The organism is Streptomyces sp. NPDC016469, assembly GCF_040632905.1.
Classification (GTDB): domain Bacteria; phylum Actinomycetota; class Actinomycetes; order Streptomycetales; family Streptomycetaceae; genus Streptomyces.
Genome location: NZ_JBEYCQ010000030.1, coordinates 67,466 through 88,977, shown reverse-complemented (window position 1 = coordinate 88,977; position 21,512 = coordinate 67,466). Strand labels below are relative to the sequence as shown.

At 71.5% G+C, this 21,512-nt stretch carries 19 protein-coding genes; 3 read left to right on the top strand and 16 right to left on the bottom strand.

Annotated elements, in window-relative coordinates:
* Positions 1–165: 165 nt before the first annotated feature.
* The 16 genes from ABZ565_RS28515 to rsmH form a co-directional block, all read right to left on the bottom strand.
* Positions 166–1,293 (bottom strand): DivIVA domain-containing protein, encoded by a 1,128-nt coding sequence (locus tag ABZ565_RS28515; RefSeq protein WP_132902200.1) that lies wholly within the window; start codon positions 1,291–1,293, stop codon positions 166–168.
* 49 nt (positions 1,294–1,342) lie between these two features.
* Positions 1,343–1,627 carry a YggT family protein gene (locus ABZ565_RS28510; RefSeq protein ID WP_361032841.1) on the bottom strand — a complete coding sequence of 95 codons (285 nt, stop codon included), beginning with the start codon at positions 1,625–1,627 and terminating at the stop codon, positions 1,343–1,345.
* Between the two features lie 72 nt (positions 1,628–1,699).
* Positions 1,700–2,317 (bottom strand): cell division protein SepF, encoded by a 618-nt coding sequence (sepF, locus tag ABZ565_RS28505; protein ID WP_018104459.1) that lies wholly within the window; start codon positions 2,315–2,317, stop codon positions 1,700–1,702.
* Positions 2,318–2,442: 125 nt separating this feature from the next.
* Entirely contained in the window at positions 2,443–3,162 is a 720-nt protein-coding gene (locus ABZ565_RS28500; protein WP_361032838.1) for a YggS family pyridoxal phosphate-dependent enzyme, read from the bottom strand.
* Between the two features lie 6 nt (positions 3,163–3,168).
* Positions 3,169–3,906, bottom strand: a complete 738-nt coding sequence (gene pgeF / locus ABZ565_RS28495; protein WP_361032835.1) for a peptidoglycan editing factor PgeF — start codon at positions 3,904–3,906, stop codon at positions 3,169–3,171.
* 17 nt (positions 3,907–3,923) lie between these two features.
* Positions 3,924–5,147 (bottom strand): cell division protein FtsZ, encoded by a 1,224-nt coding sequence (gene ftsZ, locus ABZ565_RS28490; protein ID WP_361032832.1) that lies wholly within the window; start codon positions 5,145–5,147, stop codon positions 3,924–3,926.
* Positions 5,148–5,423: 276 nt separating this feature from the next.
* On the bottom strand, positions 5,424–6,215 hold the full coding sequence (locus ABZ565_RS28485; protein ID WP_361032829.1) for an FtsQ-type POTRA domain-containing protein: 792 nt from the start codon (positions 6,213–6,215) through the stop codon (positions 5,424–5,426).
* A 51-nt stretch (positions 6,216–6,266) separates the two neighbouring features.
* On the bottom strand, positions 6,267–7,361 hold the full coding sequence (gene murG / locus ABZ565_RS28480) for an undecaprenyldiphospho-muramoylpentapeptide beta-N-acetylglucosaminyltransferase (RefSeq protein WP_018104454.1): 1,095 nt from the start codon (positions 7,359–7,361) through the stop codon (positions 6,267–6,269).
* Between the two features lie 6 nt (positions 7,362–7,367).
* On the bottom strand, positions 7,368–8,702 hold the full coding sequence (gene ftsW, locus ABZ565_RS28475; RefSeq protein WP_361032826.1) for a putative lipid II flippase FtsW: 1,335 nt from the start codon (positions 8,700–8,702) through the stop codon (positions 7,368–7,370).
* 49 nt (positions 8,703–8,751) lie between these two features.
* The gene (gene murD, locus ABZ565_RS28470; protein WP_361032861.1) at positions 8,752–10,179 is read right to left on the bottom strand and encodes a UDP-N-acetylmuramoyl-L-alanine--D-glutamate ligase; all 1,428 of its coding nucleotides are present in this window, start codon (positions 10,177–10,179) and stop codon (positions 8,752–8,754) included.
* A complete protein-coding gene (gene mraY / locus ABZ565_RS28465; protein ID WP_143622512.1) occupies positions 10,176–11,246 on the bottom strand; it encodes a phospho-N-acetylmuramoyl-pentapeptide-transferase in 1,071 nt (356 codons plus the stop codon). The genes murD and mraY overlap by 4 nt, the downstream gene beginning before the upstream one ends.
* On the bottom strand, positions 11,243–12,649 hold the full coding sequence (gene murF / locus ABZ565_RS28460) for a UDP-N-acetylmuramoyl-tripeptide--D-alanyl-D-alanine ligase (protein ID WP_361032822.1): 1,407 nt from the start codon (positions 12,647–12,649) through the stop codon (positions 11,243–11,245). The genes mraY and murF overlap by 4 nt, the downstream gene beginning before the upstream one ends.
* Before the next feature lie 4 nt (positions 12,650–12,653).
* Positions 12,654–14,372 (bottom strand): UDP-N-acetylmuramoyl-L-alanyl-D-glutamate--2,6-diaminopimelate ligase, encoded by a 1,719-nt coding sequence (locus tag ABZ565_RS28455; RefSeq protein ID WP_361032819.1) that lies wholly within the window; start codon positions 14,370–14,372, stop codon positions 12,654–12,656.
* Between the two features lie 17 nt (positions 14,373–14,389).
* Positions 14,390–16,378, bottom strand: coding sequence for a penicillin-binding protein 2 (locus ABZ565_RS28450; RefSeq protein WP_361032816.1), 1,989 nt, complete (start codon positions 16,376–16,378; stop codon positions 14,390–14,392).
* 4 nt (positions 16,379–16,382) lie between these two features.
* Complete coding sequence (locus ABZ565_RS28445) at positions 16,383–16,844, bottom strand: cell division protein FtsL (protein ID WP_361032858.1); 462 nt, start codon at positions 16,842–16,844, stop codon at positions 16,383–16,385.
* A gap of 94 nt (positions 16,845–16,938) precedes the next feature.
* Positions 16,939–17,904 carry a 16S rRNA (cytosine(1402)-N(4))-methyltransferase RsmH gene (rsmH, locus tag ABZ565_RS28440; protein ID WP_361032813.1) on the bottom strand — a complete coding sequence of 322 codons (966 nt, stop codon included), beginning with the start codon at positions 17,902–17,904 and terminating at the stop codon, positions 16,939–16,941.
* A gap of 378 nt (positions 17,905–18,282) precedes the next feature.
* Between rsmH and ABZ565_RS28435 the strand changes: the two genes are divergently transcribed.
* From ABZ565_RS28435 to ABZ565_RS28425, 3 genes are all read left to right on the top strand, one after another.
* Complete coding sequence (locus tag ABZ565_RS28435) at positions 18,283–18,813, top strand: carbonic anhydrase (protein WP_361032810.1); 531 nt, start codon at positions 18,283–18,285, stop codon at positions 18,811–18,813.
* 281 nt (positions 18,814–19,094) lie between these two features.
* Positions 19,095–20,135, top strand: a complete 1,041-nt coding sequence (locus ABZ565_RS28430; RefSeq protein WP_361032807.1) for a MoxR family ATPase — start codon at positions 19,095–19,097, stop codon at positions 20,133–20,135.
* A complete protein-coding gene (locus ABZ565_RS28425) occupies positions 20,135–21,505 on the top strand; it encodes a DUF58 domain-containing protein (RefSeq protein ID WP_361032804.1) in 1,371 nt (456 codons plus the stop codon). The genes ABZ565_RS28430 and ABZ565_RS28425 overlap by 1 nt, the downstream gene beginning before the upstream one ends.
* The last annotated feature ends 7 nt before the right edge of the window (positions 21,506–21,512 follow it).

Below are 21,512 nucleotides of genomic sequence, written 5' to 3'. Positions count from 1 at the left end.
CGGGGTGACCGCCGTGGTGGTGCCCGCCGCGATCTTGTACGTCTTGCTGACCGGCGTGCCGCCGCCGCTGCCCGCCGACGCCGTGACCTTGACGGGCCCCGGGGAAACCCCGGGGCCCGGCCCTTTTGCCTGCCGACGGCTACGCGCTCACCGCGCGAAAGCCGGTCAGTTGTCGTCCTCGTCGATCAGAAACCCGCGCATCGGCGACGGCGCCTGCTGCATCGGCTGCGGCGCCTGCGGCCGCACCGGTGCCATCGGCTGCGTCATCGCCGGGGACATCTGCTGCTGACCGCCGTACGACGGGCCACCGCCCATGGACGGGTTTCCGCCGCCCATCGGCTGACCGCCGTGGTTGCCGCCCATCGTGTGCCCCATGGCACCCGCACCGGCCGGAGCCAGCGAGGGCGACGGCGGCAGCGACGCGGCGGCCGGGGTGCGCGGCGGAGCCAGCGAGTCGTCGGCCTGGGTCTCCAGCTGACGCAGCTGGCTCTCCAGGTAGGACTTCAGACGCGTCCGGTACTCGCGCTCGAAGCCCCGCAGGTCCTCGACCTTGCGCTCCAGCGTCGCGCGGGCCGACTCCAGCGAGCCCATCGCCACGCGGTGCTTCTCCTGCGCGTCCCGCTCCAGCGCGTCCGCCTTGGCGCGGGCGTCCCGCTCCAGGCCCTCGGCGCGGCTGCGCGCCTCGCCGACGATCTTGTTGGCCTCGGAACGGGCCTCCGCGATCGCCTGGTCGGCGGTCTGCTGGGCCAGGGACAGGACACGGGCGGCGCTGTCGCCACCGGGGCCCTGCTGCTGCATCTGCGGCGGGGGCTGCATCTGCTGCATCTGCTGCTGCGGGTTGTGGCCGCCCATGGGACCGCCCATCGGGCCGCCCATGGGGCCACCCTGCATCGGGCCGGGGCCGTGCGGGCCCTGCGGACCGGGGCCGTGCGGGCCCTGGGGGCCGTGACCGCTGGGACCGGCGGGCAGCTGCGGAGCACCACCGGGCAGCTGGGGGGGACCCATCTGCGGGGGCTGCTGCTGGACCGGCGGACCCGATATGGCGGCGGGCACCGGGGCACCCGGCCGGTCCTGCTGCTCCGGCGGCTTGCGCATGCCCTGCTGCTGGTTCTGCGCGGCGGCACGCGTGGCGGCGGCCAGCTTGGCGCGCAGGTCCTCGTTCTCACGGAGCAGGCGGGTCAGCTCCGACTCGACCTCGTCGAGGAAGGCATCGACCTCGTCCTCGTCGTAGCCCTCTCGGAGGCGGACTGTCGTGAACTGCTTGTTCCGCACATCCTCGGGAGTCAGCGGCATCTCTTCTTCACCTCTACGTAGTCGTCGGCAGTCGGCAAGACCGTATCGCTCACAACCCGATCACGATGCTGATCAGGATGGAAACGATGATCATCAGAACGAAGAAGGACAGGTCGAGTGCCACGCCCCCGAGACGCAGCGGCGGGATGAACCGCCGCAGGAGCTTGAGCGGTGGATCGGTGACCGTGTAGGTCGTCTCCAGGACGACCACCATCGGCTTGCCCGGCTGCCATGAACGCGCGAACTGGAAGACGTAGTCCATGACGAGCCGGAAGATCAGCACGATGAGGAAACACATCAACGCGATGTAGACAACACTTTGTGCGACGCCCATCTCTCGCGCTTCCCTCTCCCCTGGCTCTCGTAGCACCGGCCTCTCGGCCGGGTTGTTCCCGGTGTCGTGTTCTCAGCTCTGGTTGAAGAATCCGCCCTCTGCAATGCGGGCCTTGTCCTCCGCCGTGACATCGACGTTAGCAGGCGACAACAGGAACACCTTCTGTGTCACTCGCTCAATGCTGCCATGGAGACCGAAGACGAGTCCCGCGGCAAAGTCGACAAGTCGCTTCGCGTCCGTATCGTCCATCTCCGTGAGATTCATGATCACCGGAGTGCCCTCACGGAAGTGTTCCCCGATGGTACGGGCCTCGTTGTACGTCCTGGGGTGCAGCGTCGTGATCCGGTAGGGCTCGCGCTCGGACACGACCTTGGGCATGATCACCGGTGCGTTCTTCTCCATGTTCGGACGTTCAGGTGTGATGGATGCCACGGGTGCGATCCGGGCGGGTCGCTCACGCTCCGCCGGGATCTGGACCGGCTCCCGCTGCGCCGGCGGCTGGACCGCGCGTACCGGTTCGTCGCGCTCCCGGTCCCGCTCCACCTGATGCGCGGGCTGGTGCCGGCGCCGGTCGCGCTCGGGCTCCGGCTCGGGTTCGAATTCGTCGTCGGGGTCGAACCCCGGGCCGTCGTACCCATCGTCCTCCACGAGGCCGAGGTAGACCGCCATCTTGCGCATCGCGCCGGCCATGCTCTGAGTCCTCCGCTCTGTGGTGGATCGGCATCTGTCACCAAGTGCCCGCGATCCACTCCGGCCTACCCGCCATGGGCGGTAATGACCATATTTTCTGCTGTGGTCCGACTTGTTTGGCGACGTTACCCGAGCCCGGGGCGGACTCCGAGTACCGCAGTACCGACGCGCACATGTGTCGCTCCGGCCGCGATCGCGTCCTCGAGGTCCGCACTCATCCCTGCGGAGACCATGTTCGCAGCCGGATGGTTCCCGCGCAGCCGGGATGAGAATTCCATCAGCCGGTCGAACGCGGCCCGTTGCCGCCCGGCGAAGGGGCCGGCGAGCGGTGCGACGGTCATCAGCCCGTCCAGCCGGAGCCCGGGCGCGGCGGCGACGGCGTCCGCCAACTCCTCGATCCCGTCCGGGGCGACACCCCCGCGGGCCCCCCGCTCGCCGCTCTCCGCGTCGAGGGCGACCTGGATGAGGCAGCCGAGTTCGCGCTCGCGGCGCTCGGCCGCCGTCGAGAGGGCGGTCACCAATTTCGTACGGTCCACCGACTGCACGACATCGGCATAACCGGCCACGGAACGAACCTTGTTGGTCTGCAACTGACCGACAAAGTGCCAGGAGAGGGACAGATCCGCACACTCGGCGGCCTTCGGAGCAGCGTCCTGGTCGCGGTTCTCCGCGACCTGACGCACACCGAGTCCATGCAGAATCCGCACATCGCTCGCCGGGTAGGTCTTGGTGACCACGAGCAGGGTCACCTCCTCCCGCCCGCGCCCGGCCGCGACGCAGGCCGAAGCGATCCGCTCCTCCACCCGCGCCAGATTCGCGGCGAGTTGTTCCTTGCGTTCCGTCATGCCCTATCAGTCCAGCCAGATATATCCGGCGAGCCGCCCGGTGGTGCGGTCGCGTCGGTACGAGAAGTGGTCGCCCGATTCGAGGGTGCAGGAGGGTGACGCCTGCCGGTCGGTGACGCCCAGCTCCGCCAGCTGGGCGTGCACCCCGCCCGTGACGTCCACCGCCGGAGTGCCCCAGCTGGTCTCGGACCACGAACCGGGCACGCTCGCGGCGACCTCGTCCCGCATCGCGGCCGGCACCTCGTAGCACCGCCCGCAGACGGCCGGCCCGGTCCGCGCGGTGATCCGGGAGACCTCCGCGCCCAGCCGGACCATGGCCTCGACCGCGGCCGGCACGACCCCGGCGACCAGCCCCGGCCGCCCGGCGTGCGCCGCCGCGACGACGCCGGCCTCCGGGTCGGCGAGCAGGACGGGCGTGCAGTCGGCGGTCAGGACGGCGAGCGCGAGCCCGCGCCGCGCGGTGACCACCGCGTCCACGGCGGGGATCTCCGCCGCTTCGCCCCAGGGTGCGTCGACCACGGCCACGTCCCGGCCGTGGACCTGGTTCATCCAGACGACCCGCGCCGGGTCGAGCCCCCGGGCGCGCGCGGCCCGCTCGCGGTTGGCGAGAACGGCGGCGGGGTCGTCACCGACCGCGCCGCCGAGATTGAGCTCCGCGTACGGGGCGGCGCTCACTCCGCCCCACCTGTCGGTGAAGGAGAAGTGAGCGCCGCCCCGCGAAAAGACGGAGACCGTCGGACTCACTGCGTCATGCGGACCTATCACTTCAAGAAGTCCGGTACATCCAGCTCTTCGGCCTGGGAGTCCGAGTAGGGACGGGCCGGCGGGACGTGCGGCGGCGAGACGACCGGCGGAAGGTGGCTCTCACCCGACACCGGGGCCGGCTCGGCCTGCGCCGGCGGCTCCTCGCGCGGCGGCACCGAACCGAGCCCGCCGGACTGGCGCACCGGCTCGGGTGCGGCCCGGACCGGCGTCGGGGCCGGCTCCTCGCGCTTGGCGCTGTTCGCACCGAGGACGTTCTCCCGCCGGGCCGGCGGCTGCCCGCCGTCGAAGCCCGCCGCGATGACGGTGACCCGCACCTCGTCGCCGAGGGCGTCGTCGATGACCGCGCCGAAGATGATGTTCGCCTCCGGGTGGGCCGCCTCGCTCACCAGCTGGGCCGCCTCGTTGATCTCGAAGAGACCGAGGTCGCTGCCGCCGGAGATGGAGAGCAGGACACCGCGGGCGCCGTCGATGGACGCCTCCAGGAGCGGCGAGGAGATCGCCATCTCCGCCGCGGCCACCGCGCGGTCGTCGCCGCGGGCGGAGCCGATGCCCATGAGCGCGGAACCGGCCTCGGACATGACCGACTTGACGTCGGCGAAGTCGAGGTTGATCAGGCCCGGGGTGGTGATGAGGTCGGTGATGCCCTGGACACCCGAGAGCAGCACCTGGTCGGCCGACTTGAACGCGTCGAGCACGCTGACCTGGCGGTCCGAGATGGACAGCAGCCGGTCGTTGGGAATGACGATGAGGGTGTCGACCTCTTCGCGGAGCTCGGCGATGCCGTCCTCCGCCTGGTTGGCGCGGCGCCGGCCCTCGAAGGTGAACGGGCGGGTGACCACACCGATCGTCAGGGCGCCGAGCGAGCGCGCGATGTTGGCGACTACGGGTGCGCCACCGGTGCCGGTGCCGCCGCCTTCGCCTGCGGTGACGAAGACCATGTCGGCCCCCTTGAGGACCTCCTCGATCTCCTCACGGTGGTCCTCTGCCGCCTTACGACCGACGGCCGGGTTCGCCCCGGCGCCGAGGCCGCGGGTGAGTTCACGGCCGACGTCGAGCTTGACGTCGGCGTCGCTCATCAACAGGGCTTGCGCATCCGTGTTGATCGCGATGAACTCGACGCCCTTGAGACCGACCTCGATCATTCGGTTGATGGCATTGACACCACCGCCGCCGACACCGATGACCTTGATGACTGCGAGGTAGTTCTGCGGTGCTGCCACGTCGAAGGCCTCTCGCCTCGAGTTACGTGTCGTCGCTTCGCGGTGATCCCGCCGCGACGACGGATGCCGATTGGGACGGTCCGAACGCCGACCCAAACCCTAACGTTCAAGTTTAGGGTTACCAGTGTGTCTGCTTCATGGACTCTTCCGAACAGGACACTAAGTCGACAAGTGGCGCACGTTCAACGAACACGCCGAACCTCCCGTTTTTCTTTTCACCCTATGTGATCACCCGTAGCGCTGACCAACCAGGGTGCTGGCCAGGCCAAATGTGCGTCAACCACCCGACACCGCAGGGGCGGTGGGGGCACTCACGTCGAAGTGCCCCGCTTTGGGTGCGGCCTTCATGAGAGCGGTGAGGACTTTCGCCTTCGCCGCACCCGCTCCACCGCTTCCCCACATCACCGTGCGATCCCCGCTGAGCTCCAGCGAGATGGCGTCGTACGAATCGACCCGGACCACCCGGGTGTCCTCGGCGACGCCGTCCGGGAGGTCGCCCGCGACCCGGACCGCTTCCCGCACCAGCCGGTCACTGCCGAAGCGGCGCAGGCTGGCGGAACGGCCCGTTGCCATCTCCAGCAGGGGCACATGCCCGGGCGATTTGTCCACCGTCGCGAAACGCACGCCCTCGTCATCGACTTCGATGAACTTCGCGCCCTTTTCGACCAGCAGGACCGGCTTTCGTTCGGTCACCTTAAGTCCGATGCCGTGCGGCCATGACCGAACGACATCCACCTCGTCGATACGAGGCAACTTCTGGCGCAACCTGTTCTCGATGGCGTCGGTGTCCACGGAGACGAGCGGGGCGCCCATCGGCACCGCCGCGGCACGCTCCACCTCGACGGGTGTCAGCACCCGCACGCCGGTGATCCTGACCTGCTCGACCCGCAGCCAGGAGGAGCCGTACAGCGCCCAGACGACGCCGGAACCGAGGAGCAGTACGACTCCGGCGGTCAGGAGCAGCAGCCGGCGGGAGACGCGGCGCCCCTCGGGGCGTGGGCGCGGCGGCCGGTCCGGGGCGTCCTCCTGCTTCCCTGCACCGCGCTGGGCGGTCGTCGGTCCGGCCACGCTCGCTCCTTATGCCGGGTCCGGGAGCCAACGCTCCCGGACCCGTCCGTCTCACGCGTTACGGCGTGCGGCAATCGCCTCGTACACCATGCCGACCAGCAGATCGTCGGCGTCCCGGCGGCCGAACTCGGCGGCGGCCCGGGACATTTCATACAACCGGTGCGGATCGGACAGCACCGGCAGGACATTGCCCTGCACCCACTCGGGGGTGAGCGCGGCGTCGTCCACCAGCAGGCCGCCGCCGGCGTTGACCACGGGCTGGGCGTTGAGCCGCTGTTCGCCGTTGCCGATGGGCAACGGGACGTAGGCGGCGGGCAGTCCGACCGCGGAGAGTTCGGCGACGGTCATCGCGCCCGCGCGGCAGAGCATCATGTCGGCCGCCGCGTACGCGAGGTCCATCCGGTCCACGTACGGTACCGGGATGTAGGGGGGCATCCCGGGCATGTTGTCCACGCGCGGCAATTCGTTCTTCGGCCCGACCACGTGCAGGATCTGGATGCCGGAGCGCTGGAGCAGCGGAGCGACGCGCTGCACCACCTCGTTCAGGTGGCGGGCGCCCTGCGAGCCGCCGGAGACCAGCAGCGTCGGCAGGTTGGGGTCGAGGCCGAACGCCGCGCGCGCCTCGGGGCGGACCCGGGCCCGGTCGAGGGTGGCGATGGTACGGCGGAGCGGGATGCCGATGTAGCGGGCGCCGCGCAGCTTGCTGTCGGGCGTGGAGACGGCGACGCCGTGCGCGTACCGCGAGCCGATCTTGTTGGCCAGGCCGGGGCGGGCGTTGGCCTCGTGGACCACGATCGGGACGCCGGCGCGCTTGGCGGCGAGATAGCCCGGCAGGGCCACGTAACCGCCGAAGCCGACCACGCAGTCGGCCCTGGTGCGTTCCAGGATCTGCTCGGCGGCCTTGATGGTGCCGCGCAGCCTGCCCGGGACGGTGATGAGTTCGGGGGTGGGCTTGCGCGGCAGCGGTACGGCCGGGATCAGCGCCAGTTCGTACCCCCGCTCGGGTACGAGTCTGGTCTCGAGTCCGCGCTCCGTGCCGAGAGCGGTGATCCCCACGCTCGGGTCCTGCCTGCGCAGGGCGTCCGCGAGGGCAAGCGCGGGCTCGATGTGGCCGGCGGTCCCCCCGCCGGCGAGTACGACATGCACCGAATTTCACCGCTCTCCGGACGGACGCTTCTTGACGCGCCGTCTCATCGTCTTCCATCTCACCCCGGGCCTCCGCACGGCCAGGGCCGCCTTCGCGGCGGGCTCGTCCCGCGCGAACGCGATCAGCAGCCCGACGGCGAACATGGTCGGCAGCAGGGCCGACCCCCCGTAGGAGAACAGCGGGAGCGGGACACCGGCGATCGGCAGCAGGCCGAGCACCGCACCGATGTTGATCACGGCCTGCGCCGTGATCCAGGTGGTCACACCTCCCGCTGCGTACCTCACGAAGGGGTCCTCCGTGCGTCCGGCCACGCGGATACCCGCATAGCCTAGAGCCGCGAAGAGGGCGAGCACCGACAGCGTCCCCGCCAGCCCCAGTTCCTCCCCGGTGATGGCGAAGATGAAGTCGGTGTGCGGTTCGGGAAGTTGGCCCCATTTTTCCACACTCGCACCGAGACCGGAACCGAACCATCCGCCCGACGCCAGAGCATAGATGCCGTGCACGGCCTGCCAGCAGGAGCCACCGGGCCCGGGCTCGCTGGCCCCCATGCAGTCCAGCCTGGACATGCGGTTGGGGCTGGTCTTGATCAGCAGGAAACCGATGAGCCCGGCGCCGGCGAGCACTCCGGCGAACAGCCTGGTCGGCGCCCCGGCCAGCCAGAGCAGGCCGAACAGGATGGCCGTGAGAATGATCGCAGTACCCATGTCGCCGCCGAGCATGATGAGCCCGAGCAGCATGAAGGCGACCGGCACCAGGGGTACCAGCATGTGCTTCCACTGGGTCAGCAGCCGCTTGTCCTGTTTACGGGCGAGCAGGTCGGCCCCCCACAGCACGAGCGCCAGCTTGCCGAACTCGCTGGGCTGCAGCTGGAAGGGCCCGCCCAGGTAGAGCCAGTTGCGGTTGCCGTTGACCGACATCCCTATCCCCGGCACCTGGACCAGGACCATCAGGAAGACGGCGCCCATGAGCAGCGGGTAGGACAGCGCGCGGTGCAGCTTCACCGGCATCCTGGCGGCCGCCGCCATCAGCCCGGCCCCGATCACGGCGGCCAGGAACTGCTTGCGGAAGAAGTAGGTGCCGGGCTTGCCGAGCTCCAGCGCCTTGATCATCGAGGCGGAGTAGACCATCACCAGGCCGAGCACGGTGATCAGCAGTCCGGCGCCCAGAATCACGTAGTACGCCGTCAGCGGCCGGTCCCAGGCCCGCCGGGCCCGCTCGTACAGCCGGCGTACTCCGCCGCCGCGCGGGCTGCGGGGGCCGCCGGTGCTCCGGACCCGCACCGACGCGGGCCGCCGGACCTTGGCAGCGGGCCGTACCCGCACGCTCTCTTCGGCCGGCATGTCCCTGTCCCCTCCACTGCTCGTGCCCGGGGCGCGGCGGCCGGGCCGGTCAGACGCTCTCGGCGGCGAGGGCGCGGACGGCGTCCGCGAATGCCTCGCCCCGCTTGTTGTAGTTGACGAACATGTCCATGGAGGCGCAGGCCGGGGCCATCAGTACGGTGTCTCCCGGCCGGGCGAGCCGTGCGGCTTCGCGGACCGCCTCGGACATCGCCCCAGTGTCGGTCCGGTCGAGGTCGACCACGGGTACCTCGGGGGCGTGTCGCGCGAGGGCTTCGCGGATCAGGGCCCGGTCCGCGCCCATGAGCACGACGCCCCGCAGCCGCTTGGCGCAGCCGGTCACCAGCTCGTCGAAGGTGGCGCCCTTGGCCAAGCCGCCGGCGACCCAGACGATGGAGTCGTAGGCGGCGAGCGAGGCTTCGGCGGCGTGCGTGTTGGTGGCCTTGGAGTCGTCCACGTACGCGACCCCGTCCACATCCGCGACGTGCTCGATGCGGTGCGGGTCGGGGCGGAAGTTCCGCAGCCCGTCGCGGACGGCGGCGGGCTCGACGCCGAAGGCGCGGGCCAGGGCCGCGGCGGCCAGGGCGTTGGCGATGTTGTGCGGGGCCGGCGGGCTGACGTCGGCGACCTCGGCCAGCTCCTGGGCCTGCTTCTGGCGGTTCTTCACGAACGCCCGGTCGACCAGGATGCCGTCCACCACGCCGAGCTGCGAGGGCCCCGGCGTGCCGAGGGTGAAGCCGATGGCGCGGCAGCCCTCCTCGACGTCGGCCTCGCGCACCAGATCCTCGGTGGCCGGGTCTGCCGCGTTGTACACGCAGGCGACCTGGTTGCCCTCGTAGATCCGGCCCTTGTCGGCGGCGTACGCCTCCATGGAGCCGTGCCAGTCGAGGTGGTCGGGGGCCAGGTTGAGCACGGCGGCGGAGTGGGCGCGCAGCGAGGGCGCCCAGTGCAGCTGGTAGCTGGAGAGTTCGACGGCGAGCACGTCGTACGTCTCCTCGCCGAGGACGGCGTCCAGCAGGGAGACGCCGATGTTGCCGACGGCGGCGGTGCGCAGCCCGGCGGCCTCCAGGATGGAGGCCAGCATCCGTACGGTCGTGGTCTTGCCGTTGGTGCCGGTGACCGCGAGCCAGGGGGCCGGCTCCCGGCCGTCCTGCCCGCGCAGCCGCCAGGCGAGTTCGACGTCGCCCCAGACCGGGACGCCCGCCTCGGCCGCCGCGGCGAACAGCGGCTTGCCGGGCTTCCAGCCGGGGGCGGTGACGACGAGTCCGGTGGACGGGGGCAGGGTGTCGCCGTCGCCGAGGCGCACGGTGATGCCCTGCGCCTCCAGCTCGGCGGCCTGGGCGCGGGAGCGCTCGTCGTCGCCGTCGTTGACCACGGTGACGACGGCGCCGAGGCCGTGCAGCACCCGGGCCGCCGGGATTCCGGAGACCCCGAGCCCGGCGACCGTGACGTGCTTGCCCTGCCAGTCCACGTTGCTCACTTCTTGGCTGCCCATCCTGCGTAGAAGAGGCCGAGTCCGACGATCACGCACATGCCCTGGATGATCCAGAAGCGGACCACGACAAGGACTTCGGACCACCCCTTGAGTTCGAAGTGGTGCTGGAGCGGGGCCATGCGGAAGACGCGCTTGCCGGTCATCTTGAACGAGCCGACCTGGATGACGACGGACATCGTGATCATCACGAAGAGGCCGCCGAGGATCGCCATCAGGAATTCGGTGCGGGAGCAGATCGCCAGGCCGGCGAGCGCGCCGCCGAGGGCGAGCGAGCCGGTGTCCCCCATGAAGATCTTGGCGGGCGAGGTGTTCCACCACAGGAAGCCGAAGCAGGAGCCCATCAGCGCGGAGGCCACGACCGCGAGGTCGAGCGGGTCGCGCACTTCGAAACAGGCGCTCGGGTTCGTGAGGGTGGTGGCGTTGGCGCAGGACTCCTGGAACTGCCAGAGTCCGATGAAGGTGTACGCGCCGAAGACCATCACCGACGCGCCGGTGGCCAGGCCGTCCAGACCGTCCGTCAGGTTCACGCCGTTGGACATGGCGAGGATCATGAACAGCGCCCAGACGACGAAGAGCACCGGGCCGATCGACCAGCCGAAGTCCTCGACGAACGAGAGCTTGTCGGAGGCCGGGGTGTTGCCGCGGGCGTCGGCGAACTGGAGGGAGAGCACCGCGAAGGCGATCCCGACTATCAGCTGGCCGGCCATCTTCGCCTTGGCCCGCAGACCGAGCGAGCGCTGCTTGACGATCTTGATGTAGTCGTCCAGGAAGCCGACGAGTCCCATGCCGGTCATCAGGAAGAGGACCAGCACACCGGAGAAGCGCATCTCCTCGCCGGTGATCACCTTCGCCAGGAAGTACGCGATGAGCGTCGCCAGGATGAAGGCGATGCCGCCCATCGTGGGCGTGCCCTTCTTGGACCCGTGGGTACGCGGGCCGTCGTCGCGGATGAACTGCCCGTATCCCTTGCGGGCCAGGAGCTTGATCAGCAGCGGCGTGCCGACCAGGGTCAGGAAGAGCCCGATGGCTCCCGCGAAGAGGATCTGCCTCATCGGCCCGCGACCTCGCCCTCGGTCGCGTTCTCCAGCAGTGCTGTGACGACCTGCTCAAGGCCGACCGACCGGGACGCCTTCACCAGCACCACGTCACCCGGGCGCAGTTCCCTGCGCAACAGGTCGACGGCAGCCTGTGCGTCGGACACGTGCACCGACTCCTCACCCCACGAACCCTCGTTGTATGCGCCCAGTTGCAGCCAGGAGGCTTCTCTGCCCCCGACCGCGACGAGCTTGCTGACGTTGAGCCGGACGGCGAGCCGTCCGACCGCGTCGTGCTCGGCGAGCGAGGCGTCGCCGAGCTCGGCCATCAGGCCGAGCACCGCCCACGTACGACGCCCCTTCCCCATGGCGACCAGCGCGCGGAGCGCGGCCTTCATGGATTCGGGGTTCGCGTTGTAGGCGTCATTGACGAACGTCACGCCGTCCGGACGCTCGGTGACCTCCATGCGCCAGCGGGAGAGGGTGCCCGCCTCGGAGAGCCCTTCGGCGATCTCGTCTGCGGACAGGCCCAGCTCATGGGCGACGGCGGCCGCGGCGAGCGCGTTCGACACGTGGTGCTCACCGTACAGGCGCATGGTCACCTCGCTGCACCCGGTGGGTGTGTGGAGGCGGAACGCGGGGCGTCCGTCGTCGGTGAGGTGCACGTCTTCGCCCCGTACGTCCGCATCCGCGCCCTCACCGAAGAGGACGACGCGGGCCTTGGTACGGGAGGACATGGCGCGTACGAGAGGGTCGTCGGCGTTGAGCACGGCGATGCCGTCCTCGGGCAGCGACTCGACCATTTCGCCCTTGGCCTGGGCGATCTGCTCCTTGCCGCCGAACTCGCCGATGTGCGCGCTGCCTACGTTGAGCACGAGGCCGATGCGCGGCGGGACGAGTCCGGTGAGGTAGCGGATGTCCCCGATGTAGCGGGCGCCCATTTCGAGGACCAGGTGCCGGGTCTCGTCGGTGGCGCGCAGCGCGGTGAGCGGCAGGCCGATCTCGTTGTTGAGGTTGCCCTCCGGGTAGACGGTGGGCGCCTTGCGCTCCAGGAGCTGCGCGATGAGGTCCTTGGTGGAGGTCTTGCCCGCGGAGCCGGTGAGGGCGACGACGGTGGCGCCGAGGCGGCCGACGACGGCGCGGGAGAGCGCGCCGAGGGCGGCCACGACGTCGTCCACGACGATCGCGGGCACACCGACGGGGCGGGTGGCCAGGACGAGGGCCGCGCCCGCCTCGACGGCGCGCTCGGCGTAGTCGTGGCCGTCGGCCCGTTCGCCGGCGAAGGCGACGAAGAGGCTGCCGGGGGTCACCTTGCGGGAGTCGATGACGACGGGCCCGCTGACGGTTGCCGACGGATCCGGTATGTCGTGCGTCTGCCCGCCGACGATTTCGGCGATCTCGGCGAGGGAAAGGGCGATCACTTGGTCATCCCTGACTGTTGTTCTCGTGGTGGGAGGCACGGGGTCCGGCGCCTTCGTGCCCCAGGGAGCGCTCGATGGCCTCGCGCAGGACGACCCGGTCGTCGAAGGGGCGGACGACGCCGTGGACGTCCTGGCCCTGCTCGTGGCCCTTGCCGGCGACGAGCACGGTGTCGCCGGGCTCGGCCCGGGCCACCGCGGCGGCGACGGCCGCGGCGCGGTCGGCGTCGACCAGGACGTCGCCGCGCTCGTGGACGGGCACCTCGGCGGCGCCCGCGAGCATGGCGGCGAGGATGCCGAGGGGGTCCTCGGAGCGGGGGTTGTCGGAGGTCAGCACGGCGGTGTCGGCGAGCCGGGCGGCCGCCGCGCCCATCGGGCCGCGCTTGGTGGTGTCGCGGTCGCCGCCGCAGCCGAGGACGATGTGCAGCCGGCCCTTGGTGACCTTGCGCAGGGAGCGCAGCACGGACTCGACGGCGTCGGTCTTGTGCGCGTAGTCGACCAGCGCGAGGTAGGGCTGTCCGGCGTCGACGCGCTCCAGCCTGCCGGGCACCCCGGGCACGGTCGCGATGCCGTCCGCCGCGGTCTGCGGATCGATGCCGGCAACGGCGAGGGCGACGATCGCGGCCAGGGTGTTGGCGACGTTGAACGGGCCGGGCAGCGGGGCCTTGGCCGTGGCCCGCTCGCCCTGGGGCCCGACGACGGTGAAGGTGGAGCCGAGCTGGCCGACGACGACGTCCTCGGCGCGCCAGTCGGCGTCCGGGTGGCCCTCGGCGGAGAAGGTCGTGATGGGCACCGTGGCCTCGGTGACGAGCCTGCGGCCGTACTCGTCGTCGTAGTTGACGACGCCCTGCCTGCTGCGGCGCGGGGTGAACAGCTGGGCCTTGGCCTGGAAGTAGTCCTCCATGCCGGAGTGGAACTCCATGTGCTCCGGGCTGAGGTTGTTGAAGACGGCGACGTCGAAGACGCAGCCGTCGACCCGGCCGAGGACCAGCGCGTGGCTGGAGACCTCCATGGTGACGGCGTCGGCGCCGCGTTCGCGCATGACGGCGAACAGGGCCTGGAGGTCGGTGGCTTCGGGCGTGGTGCGCTCGGACTTGATGCGCTCGTCGCCGATCCGCATCTCCACCGTGCCGATGAGCCCGGTGGCGCGTCCGGCGCCGCGGAAGCCGCCCTCGACCAGGTAGGCGGTGGTGGTCTTGCCGGAGGTGCCGGTGATGCCGACCTGGAGGAGGCCGGTGCCGGGGTGGCCGTAGATCTCGGCGGCGAGTTCGCCCATCCGGCCGCGCGGGTCCTCGGTGACCAGGACCGGCACGCCGGTGGCCCGGGCGCGGTCGGCGCCGGAGGGGTCGGTGAGGATGGCAGCGGCGCCGAGGCCGGCCGCCTGGGTGGCGAAGTCGGCGCCGTGCAGGCGGGCGCCCGGCAGGGCCGCGTACAGGTCTCCGGGGCGCACCGCCCGGGAGTCGTGGGTGATGCCGGTGATGTCACCGGTGCCCGGCGGTTCGACTCCCAGCCGCTCTGCCAGCGTGACCAGGGAGGTGGGCCGCAGGCGGTCCGGGCGAGGCGCTCCCGGGTAGTTCACAGGCGCGTCCTTCGGGGTCGTTCGGGACTGTTCGGCGTGGGGCACGGCGGTGAGCGTACCGGGCTCACCCGGCCTCTCGCGAAGTGAGGGGGCCGGTGAGCGGACGTTCTGGTTCCGGTTCCCGGGGTCGGGGGTGATGGTTGTCACTGGTGGTCTCCGCGAGTTCACTCGCCGGTTCCGAAGAACACCGGCAGCTTGGCCGGCGCGCGGCCGGACGGGGGTGTCTGGAGCGTCTTGAGGGCGAATTCCATGACCTGCTTGTAGATGGGACCGCAGGTCTGGCCGCCGAAGTGGCTGCCCTTGGTGGGGTTCTGGATCGCGCAGTAGACGGTGATCTGGGGGTCGTCGGCGGGCGCGAAACCGGCGAAGGACGCGGTGTAGCCGTGGTAGCCGCCGCGCACCGGGTCGACGCGGTTGGCGGTGCCGGTCTTGCCCGCGACCCGGTAGCCGGGGATCTGGGCCTTGGTGCCGGTGCCCTCCTGGTCGGCGACCACCGATTCGAGCATGGTGGCGAGCGTCTTCGCGGTCTTCTCGCTGACCACGCGGGTCTGTTCGGGGGCCTCGGCGGGGGTGAAGCGGCCGTCCGGGCCCCTGGTGCCGCGTACGAGCGTCGGTGCGATGCGTACGCCGCCGTTGGCGATGGTCGAGTAGATCGAGGCGGCCTGCATGGCGTTGAGGGAGAGGCCCTGGCCGAACGGGATCGTGTACTGCTGCGAGGTCGACCAGTCCTGCGGCTTGGCGAGGAGGCCGGGCGTCTCGCCGGGGTAGTCGAGCCCGGTGGGCGATCCGATGCCGAATTTCCTCAGGTAGGAGTACAGCACCTTGTTGGCCTCGGCCTGCGTCCTGCCCAGCTGCCCGGTGGCCATGATGGTGCCGATGTTGCTGGACTTGGCGAGCACGCCGTTGAGCGTCAGCTGCCAGGTGGCGTGGTCGATGTCGTCCTTGAAGAGGCGGTCGCCCCGGTGCAGCCGGTTGGGGACCGTGACGTGCGTGAGGGGCGTGGCGGCGCCCTCCTCCAGCACGGCGGCCATGGACATCACCTTGCTGGTGGAGCCGGGCTCGTAGACGTCCTGGAGGGCCGCGTTGCCGAGCGAGGCGGCGTCGGCCTGCGAGAGGTCGTTGGGGTCGAAGCCGGGGGCGTTGGCCATGGCGAGCACCTCGCCGGTGCGGGTGTTCTGCACGATGACGTAACCGCGGTCGGCCCCGGACTTCGCCACCTGGTCGGAGATGGCCTTCTGGGCCGCCCACTGGATGTCGCGGTCGATGGTCAGCTCGATGTCGGAGCCGGGGACCGCGGGGACCTCCTTGGTGCCCGCGGTGGGCACCCTGCGGCCGCCGGACTGGGCGTACTTGATGGTGCCGTCCTCGCCCGCGAGCTCCTTGTCGAGCCGGGATTCGAGGCCGCCGGCGCCCTTGCCCTCGGCGTTGACGTAACCCAGTATCCCGGCGGCCAGGGTGCCGTTGGGGTAGACCCGCTTGGTGGTGGCCTCCTGGAAGACGCCCGCCAGCACGTTGGCGCCGGGTCCGCCGGCCGCCTTGTCCTTCGCGGCCTTCTCGGCGAAGACGGACTTGAGGTCCTTGATCTGCTTCCAGACCTGCGGGGTCTGCCTGCGCGCCAGCACCGCGTACCGGCTCTTGGGCTTGGAGAGCTTCTTGACCAGTCCGTCCGCGTCGACGCCGAGGATCGGCGCGAGCAGGGCGGCGGCCTGCTGGGGGGCGTCGGGTGCCTTGCTGTCGGCCGGCGTGAACATCTTGGGGTCGGCCGTGATGTCGTACGCGTCCACGCTGGTGGCCAGCGCGATGCCGCTGCGGTCGGTGATCTCCCCGCGCTCGGCGGCGACCGTGTAGCTCAGGTAGCGGTTGGTCTCGGCCTTCGCGGCGTACGCGGGGGCGTCGACGGCCTGGACCTGGAGGAGCCGTACGACGAACGCGATCATGACGAGCGTCAGGGCGAGGCTGACCAGCCGCAGCCGGGGGCGCGGGCTGCCCAGTCGCAGCGGCCGTGGGGAGCGGGCGCGGGGCGCTCTCCCGCGGGGCGCGGCGGACGGGGGCCGCCGTCGCTGCTGGGGGCGGGGGCGGCCGGACGCCGCGGAGGCGTTACGGGGACGCGCGGGGCCGGGTACCCGGCGGCGCGGCGGTTCCTTGGAGGGCACTGCGTCACCTGCCGGGGCTCGTGGAGGGCTGGGCTGCCGGTGTGCCGGAGGGCGTCGATCCGACGGCCCCGGGCGCCGGGGTGACGGCGGCCGGGCCGGTGGGCGTGGGGGTGGGGGCCGGTGTGCTCGGCGGGGGCGCGGCGAACGGGGCCGGAGCGGCCTTGGACGGGACGCCCCGGACCTTGCCGTCGGGGTCGAGGAAGGCGGGGCTGCCACCGGGGACCATGCCCAGCTCACGGGCGCGGCGGGCCAGGGCGTCGGGCTCGAAGGAGGCGTCGACGTCGCGCTGGAGGGCCTGCTGCTCGTCGGTCAGTTCGGTGGTCCGCTTCTTCAGCTCGCTCAGCTGGAAGGAGCCCTCGTTGAGCGCGGAGTTGAGCAGCAGCAGGGTGATCAGGCCGCCGCCGAGGAGCACCACGACCAGCAGGACGAACGGGGTCCGGGCGGCGGTGCTCGGCCCGGCGGGCATCAGCCGGGTCAGCCGTGCGACGCGCCCTTTCGGCTGCCCGGCCGGTTTGCTCACCGCGCCGCTCCGTCCCCGGCGCGCGCGGCCGTCCGCCGGCTCACCGCTCGTCCTCGCGGATGCGCTGGGCGCCGCGCAGCCGGGCGGGGGCGGCGCGGCGGTTCTCGGCGACCTCCTCCTCGGTGGGGAGTTCGGCGCCCCGGGTGAGGAGCTTCAGCCGGGGCTGGTAGCGCTCGGGGACGACGGGCAGGCCGGGCGGTGCGGTGTTGGCGGCGCCCGCCGCCAAGACCTGCTTCACGAGCCGGTCCTCCAGGGACTGGTACGAGAGGACCGCGATGCGCCCGCCGACGGCGAGGGCGGCGACGGCGGCCGGGATGGCCCGCTCCAGCACGGTGAGCTCCCCGTTGACCTCGATGCGCAGGGCCTGGAAGGTGCGCTTGGCGGGGTTGCCTCCGGTGCGCATGGCGGCCTGCGGCAGGGCCTCGCGGATGAGTTCGACCAGCCGGGCGCTGTTGGTGAAGGGCTCCTTCTCGCGCTCGCGGACGACGGCGGAGACGATGCGCTTGGCCTGCTTCTCCTCGCCGTACGCGCGCAGGATGCGCACCAGTTCGCCCGGCGGGTAGGTGTTGAGGACCTCGGCGGCGCTCATGCCGGTCGTCTGGTCCATGCGCATGTCGAGCGGTGCATCGCGGGCGTAGGCGAAGCCCCGGCCGGACTCGTCCAGCTGCATCGAGGAGACGCCGAGGTCGAACAGGACGCCCTGCACCTTGGGGATGCCGAGCCGGTCGAGCACCTCGGGCAGTTCGTCGTAGACGGCGTGCACCAGGGTCGCGCGGTCGCCGTAGGGGGCGAGCCGTTCGCCGGAGAGCCGCAGGGCCTCCTTGTCCCGGTCGAGGGCGACCAGCCGGGCGGTGGGGAAGGCGGAGAGCAGCGCCTCGCTGTGGCCGCCGAGGCCGAGGGTGCAGTCGACCACCACGGGGGGCTGCGGGCCGGGGGCCTCCAGAGCCGGTGCCAACAGGTCCAGGCATCGCTGGAGCATCACCGGGACGTGTCGGGTCTGGCTCATGCGCCCTCTCAGGCTCAGCTCCCGGGTGGCGGGACGTACGGCCTGGTCCCCGCCCGCTCGCGAAGGGGAGGTCCGCCGGCGCCGGGGAAGGGGCGTCAGCCGACCGGCGAGCGGGAGAGGGCCGGGCCGTACGTACGCCGCGCACACGGGTGAAAGTTCGAAATGTGCAGGGTGTCGGTAACTTCCCGTCACTTTAGTCCACCCTGCCACTCGATCGATTCCCGATCAATCAACCCGGCAGCGCGTCGGCCGTCGCGCGTTCACCCGCGCGGGTGGCCGGAGGCGGGCCTGTGGATTACCTCACAACAAGCACTGTTGTCGTTTTTTGTCCGCTTCCCCCTCGCCCGGGGACCGGTGGCGAGGGCTAACGTCTTGAGCATGTCGACTTCCGCGCACTCCTCCGCCTCCGCCCCTACCGTCACCGACCGCCTGGTGGAGGCGAACAGCCGTTACGCAGCCGAGTTCAAGGACCCGGGCATGGACGCTAAGCCGGTGCTCCAGGTCGCCGTGGTCGCCTGCATGGACGCCCGTCTCGACCTGCACAAGGCCCTCGGTCTCTCGCTGGGCGACTGTCACACCATCCGCAACGCGGGCGGCGTGGTCACCGACGACGTCATCCGGTCGCTGGCGATCAGTCAGCGGGCCCTGGGCACCCGCAGCATCGTCCTGATCCACCACACGGGCTGCGGCATGGAGTCGATCACGGAGGACTTCCGCCAGGAGCTGGAGCACGAGGTCGGGCAGCGGCCGTCCTGGGCCGTCGAGGCGTACACCGACGCCGACCAGGACGTGCGGCAGTCGATGCAGCGGGCCCGCACCTCGCCGTTCCTCAAGCACACCGACGACGTGCGCGGTTTTGTCTTCGACGTGACCACCGGCAAGCTGCGCGAGGTCCTGCCCGCCTCCTGATCTGAGGTCCGAGCGGTCCCGGCCGAGGGACCGAGAGACACCGGACCACCACCTTCCGGTGACGAAATCCTCACCCAATCCGACATATCACCCCTGGTTGTCCACAGGCGAGTGACACGAAGCGGTAACGGCAACAAGAATGCGTGAGTGACACCCCGCCGGACGCCGTCCGGCGCGGTGTCCGCAATTCGGGGTGGGCCGGGCCGTACGAGGGCGCCGGCCCGTGACTGGGGACATCCCCTGCTCCTGGTGAGCGTGGGGCGGGGCCGAGGAGGGCCGGGGTGACGACCTATGACGATCGAGCGAGCCTCACAGATCTGACCACCACCGTCGATCGGGTGCGCAGGTCGATGGAGGCCGTGATCGAGGGCAAGCCCGAGGTCGTGCGGCTCTCCCTCACCGTGCTGCTCGCGGAGGGGCACCTCCTGATCGAGGACGTCCCGGGCGTGGGCAAGACCATGCTGGCCAAGGCGCTGGCCCGGTCCGTCGACTGCTCGGTGCGGCGCATTCAGTTCACGCCGGACCTGCTGCCCTCGGACATCACCGGTGTGTCCATATACGACCAGCAGCGCCGGGACTTCGAGTTCAAGCCCGGCGCGATCTTCGCGCAGGTCGTGATCGGCGACGAGATCAACCGCGCCTCCCCGAAGACCCAGTCCGCGCTCCTGGAGTCGATGGAGGAGCGCCAGGTCACCATCGACGGGCACACCTATGAGCTGCCCGACCCCTTCATGGTCGTGGCGACGCAGAACCCGGTGGAGATGGAGGGCACGTATCCGCTGCCCGAGGCCCAGCGCGACCGGTTCATGGCCCGGGTGTCGATCGGTTATCCCAGCGCGGAGGCCGAGCTCCGGATGCTCGACGTGCACGGCGGCCTCTCGCCGCTGGACGACCTCCAGCCCGTGGCGCACGCGCACGACATCGTGAAGCTGATCGAAGCGGTGCGCGCGGTCCATGTCGCCGAGGCCGTCCGCAGATACGCGGTCCAGCTCGTCGCGGCCACCCGCGGCCACCCCGACCTCCGGCTCGGCGCCTCCCCCCGCGCCACGCTGCACCTGCTGCGCGCCGCCAAGGCGTCCGCCGCGCTGACCGGCCGGGACTACTGCCTGCCGGACGATGTGCAGGCCCTGGTCGTCCCGGTGCTCGCCCACCGGCTGCTGCCCACGGCGCAGGCCCAGCTCAACCGCCGCACCGCCGAGCAGGTGGTGCGGGAGATCCTTCATCAGACCCCGGTGCCCACGGCCGCCGCCGACGCCCAGGCCCCCGCGTATCCGGCCCCGGCGTACGGCGGAGCGCAGCAGCCCGGCGCGCGGCGTCCGTGATGGCCGCGGCGGGGGCGGTCGCGGTGGACGGCGGCGACGACAAGGGCGGGGTGCGGGGGGCGCTCGGCGGCCTGACCACCCGTGGGCGGTCCTTCCTCGCGGCCGGGATCGCGGCGGCGGTCTGCGCCTATGTGCTGGGCCAGGGCGACCTGCTGCGGGTCGGGCTGCTGCTCGCCGTGCTGCCGCTGGTGTCCGTGACGGTGCTCTACCGCACCCGCTACCGGGTCACGGGCACCCGCAGGCTCTTCCCCTCGCGCGTCCCGGCCGGCTCCGAGGCCCGCGTCCACCTGCGCATGGACAACGTCTCCCGGCTGCCCACGGGGCTGCTGATGCTCCAGGACCGGGTGCCGTACGTGCTCGGGCCGCGGCCCCGGTTCGTGCTGGACCGGGTGGAGGCGGGCGGGCGCCGCGAGGTGTCCTACCGGGTCCGGTCCGACCTGCGCGGGCGCTATCCGCTCGGCCCGCTGCAACTGCGGCTGAGCGACCCCTTCGGCATGTGCGAGCTGACCCGCTCGTTCAGCGCCTACGACACCCTGGTCGTAATCCCCCGCACCGAACCGCTGCCCCCCGTGCCGCTGGCCGGTGAGTCCTCCGGATACGGCGAGGGACGCCAGCGGTCCCTGGCGCTGGCCGGTGACGACGACGTGATCCCACGCGGTTACCGCTACGGGGACGATCTGCGCCGGGTCCACTGGCGTTCCACCGCGCGTTACGGCGAGCTGATGGTGCGCCGCGAGGAGCAGCCGCAGCGCGCCCGGTGCACGGTCCTGCTCGACACCCGACGGACCGCCTACCGGGGGGCGGGGCCGGACTCCGCGTTCGAGTGGGCCGTCTCCGGTGCGGCTTCCGCGCTGGTGCACATGCTGGAGCGCGGCTTCGCGGTCCGGCTGCTGACGGACTCGGGGAACGCGGTGCCGGGCGAGGGCGAGGGCGGTTTCGCCGGCGCCACCCAGGCCACCGCGGACGCGGCGGGGCTGATGATGGACACCCTCGCCGAGATCGGGCACTCCGAGGGCGGGGGCCTCTCCCGCGCCCACGACGTGCTGCGCGGGGGTGGCGAGGGGCTGCTGATCGCCTTCCTCGGCGACCTGGACGAGGAGCAGACCGGTATGGCCGCCCGGATGCGGCAGCGCAGCGGCGGGGCCGTCGCCTTCGTCCTGGACAGCGCCGCCTGGGTGAACGGCGAGTCGCCCGCCACCAGGGAGGCGGCGGAGCGGCGGCTGCGGCTGCTGCGCGAGGCGGGGTGGACGGTGGTGCCGGTGGAACCCGGCGCGCGGCTGGCCGAGTTGTGGCAGCTGGCGGGCCGGCACGGTGCGGCGGCCGGGTCCGGTGGCACGGCCGCTTCGGCGGGATTCGGGGGTTGGTCATGAGGGGGCG

Bases quoted from the DNA above. Each gene is read 5' to 3' on its own strand.
- ABZ565_RS28515 (WP_132902200.1), bottom strand. From the start codon at position 1,293: ATGCCGCTGACTCCCGAGGATGTGCGGAACAAGCAGTTCACGACAGTC.
- ABZ565_RS28510 (WP_361032841.1), bottom strand. From the start codon at position 1,627: ATGGGCGTCGCACAAAGTGTTGTCTACATCGCGTTGATGTGTTTCCTC.
- sepF (WP_018104459.1), bottom strand. From the start codon at position 2,317: ATGGCCGGCGCGATGCGCAAGATGGCGGTCTACCTCGGCCTCGTGGAG.
- ABZ565_RS28500 (WP_361032838.1), bottom strand. From the start codon at position 3,162: ATGACGGAACGCAAGGAACAACTCGCCGCGAATCTGGCGCGGGTGGAG.
- ftsW (WP_361032826.1), bottom strand. From the start codon at position 8,702: ATGCCGGCCGAAGAGAGCGTGCGGGTACGGCCCGCTGCCAAGGTCCGG.
- mraY (WP_143622512.1), bottom strand. From the start codon at position 11,246: ATGAGGCAGATCCTCTTCGCGGGAGCCATCGGGCTCTTCCTGACCCTG.
- ABZ565_RS28445 (WP_361032858.1), bottom strand. From the start codon at position 16,844: ATGCCCGCCGGGCCGAGCACCGCCGCCCGGACCCCGTTCGTCCTGCTG.
- rsmH (WP_361032813.1), bottom strand. From the start codon at position 17,904: ATGAGCCAGACCCGACACGTCCCGGTGATGCTCCAGCGATGCCTGGAC.
- ABZ565_RS28435 (WP_361032810.1), top strand. From the start codon at position 18,283: ATGTCGACTTCCGCGCACTCCTCCGCCTCCGCCCCTACCGTCACCGAC.
- ABZ565_RS28425 (WP_361032804.1), top strand. From the start codon at position 20,135: ATGGCCGCGGCGGGGGCGGTCGCGGTGGACGGCGGCGACGACAAGGGC.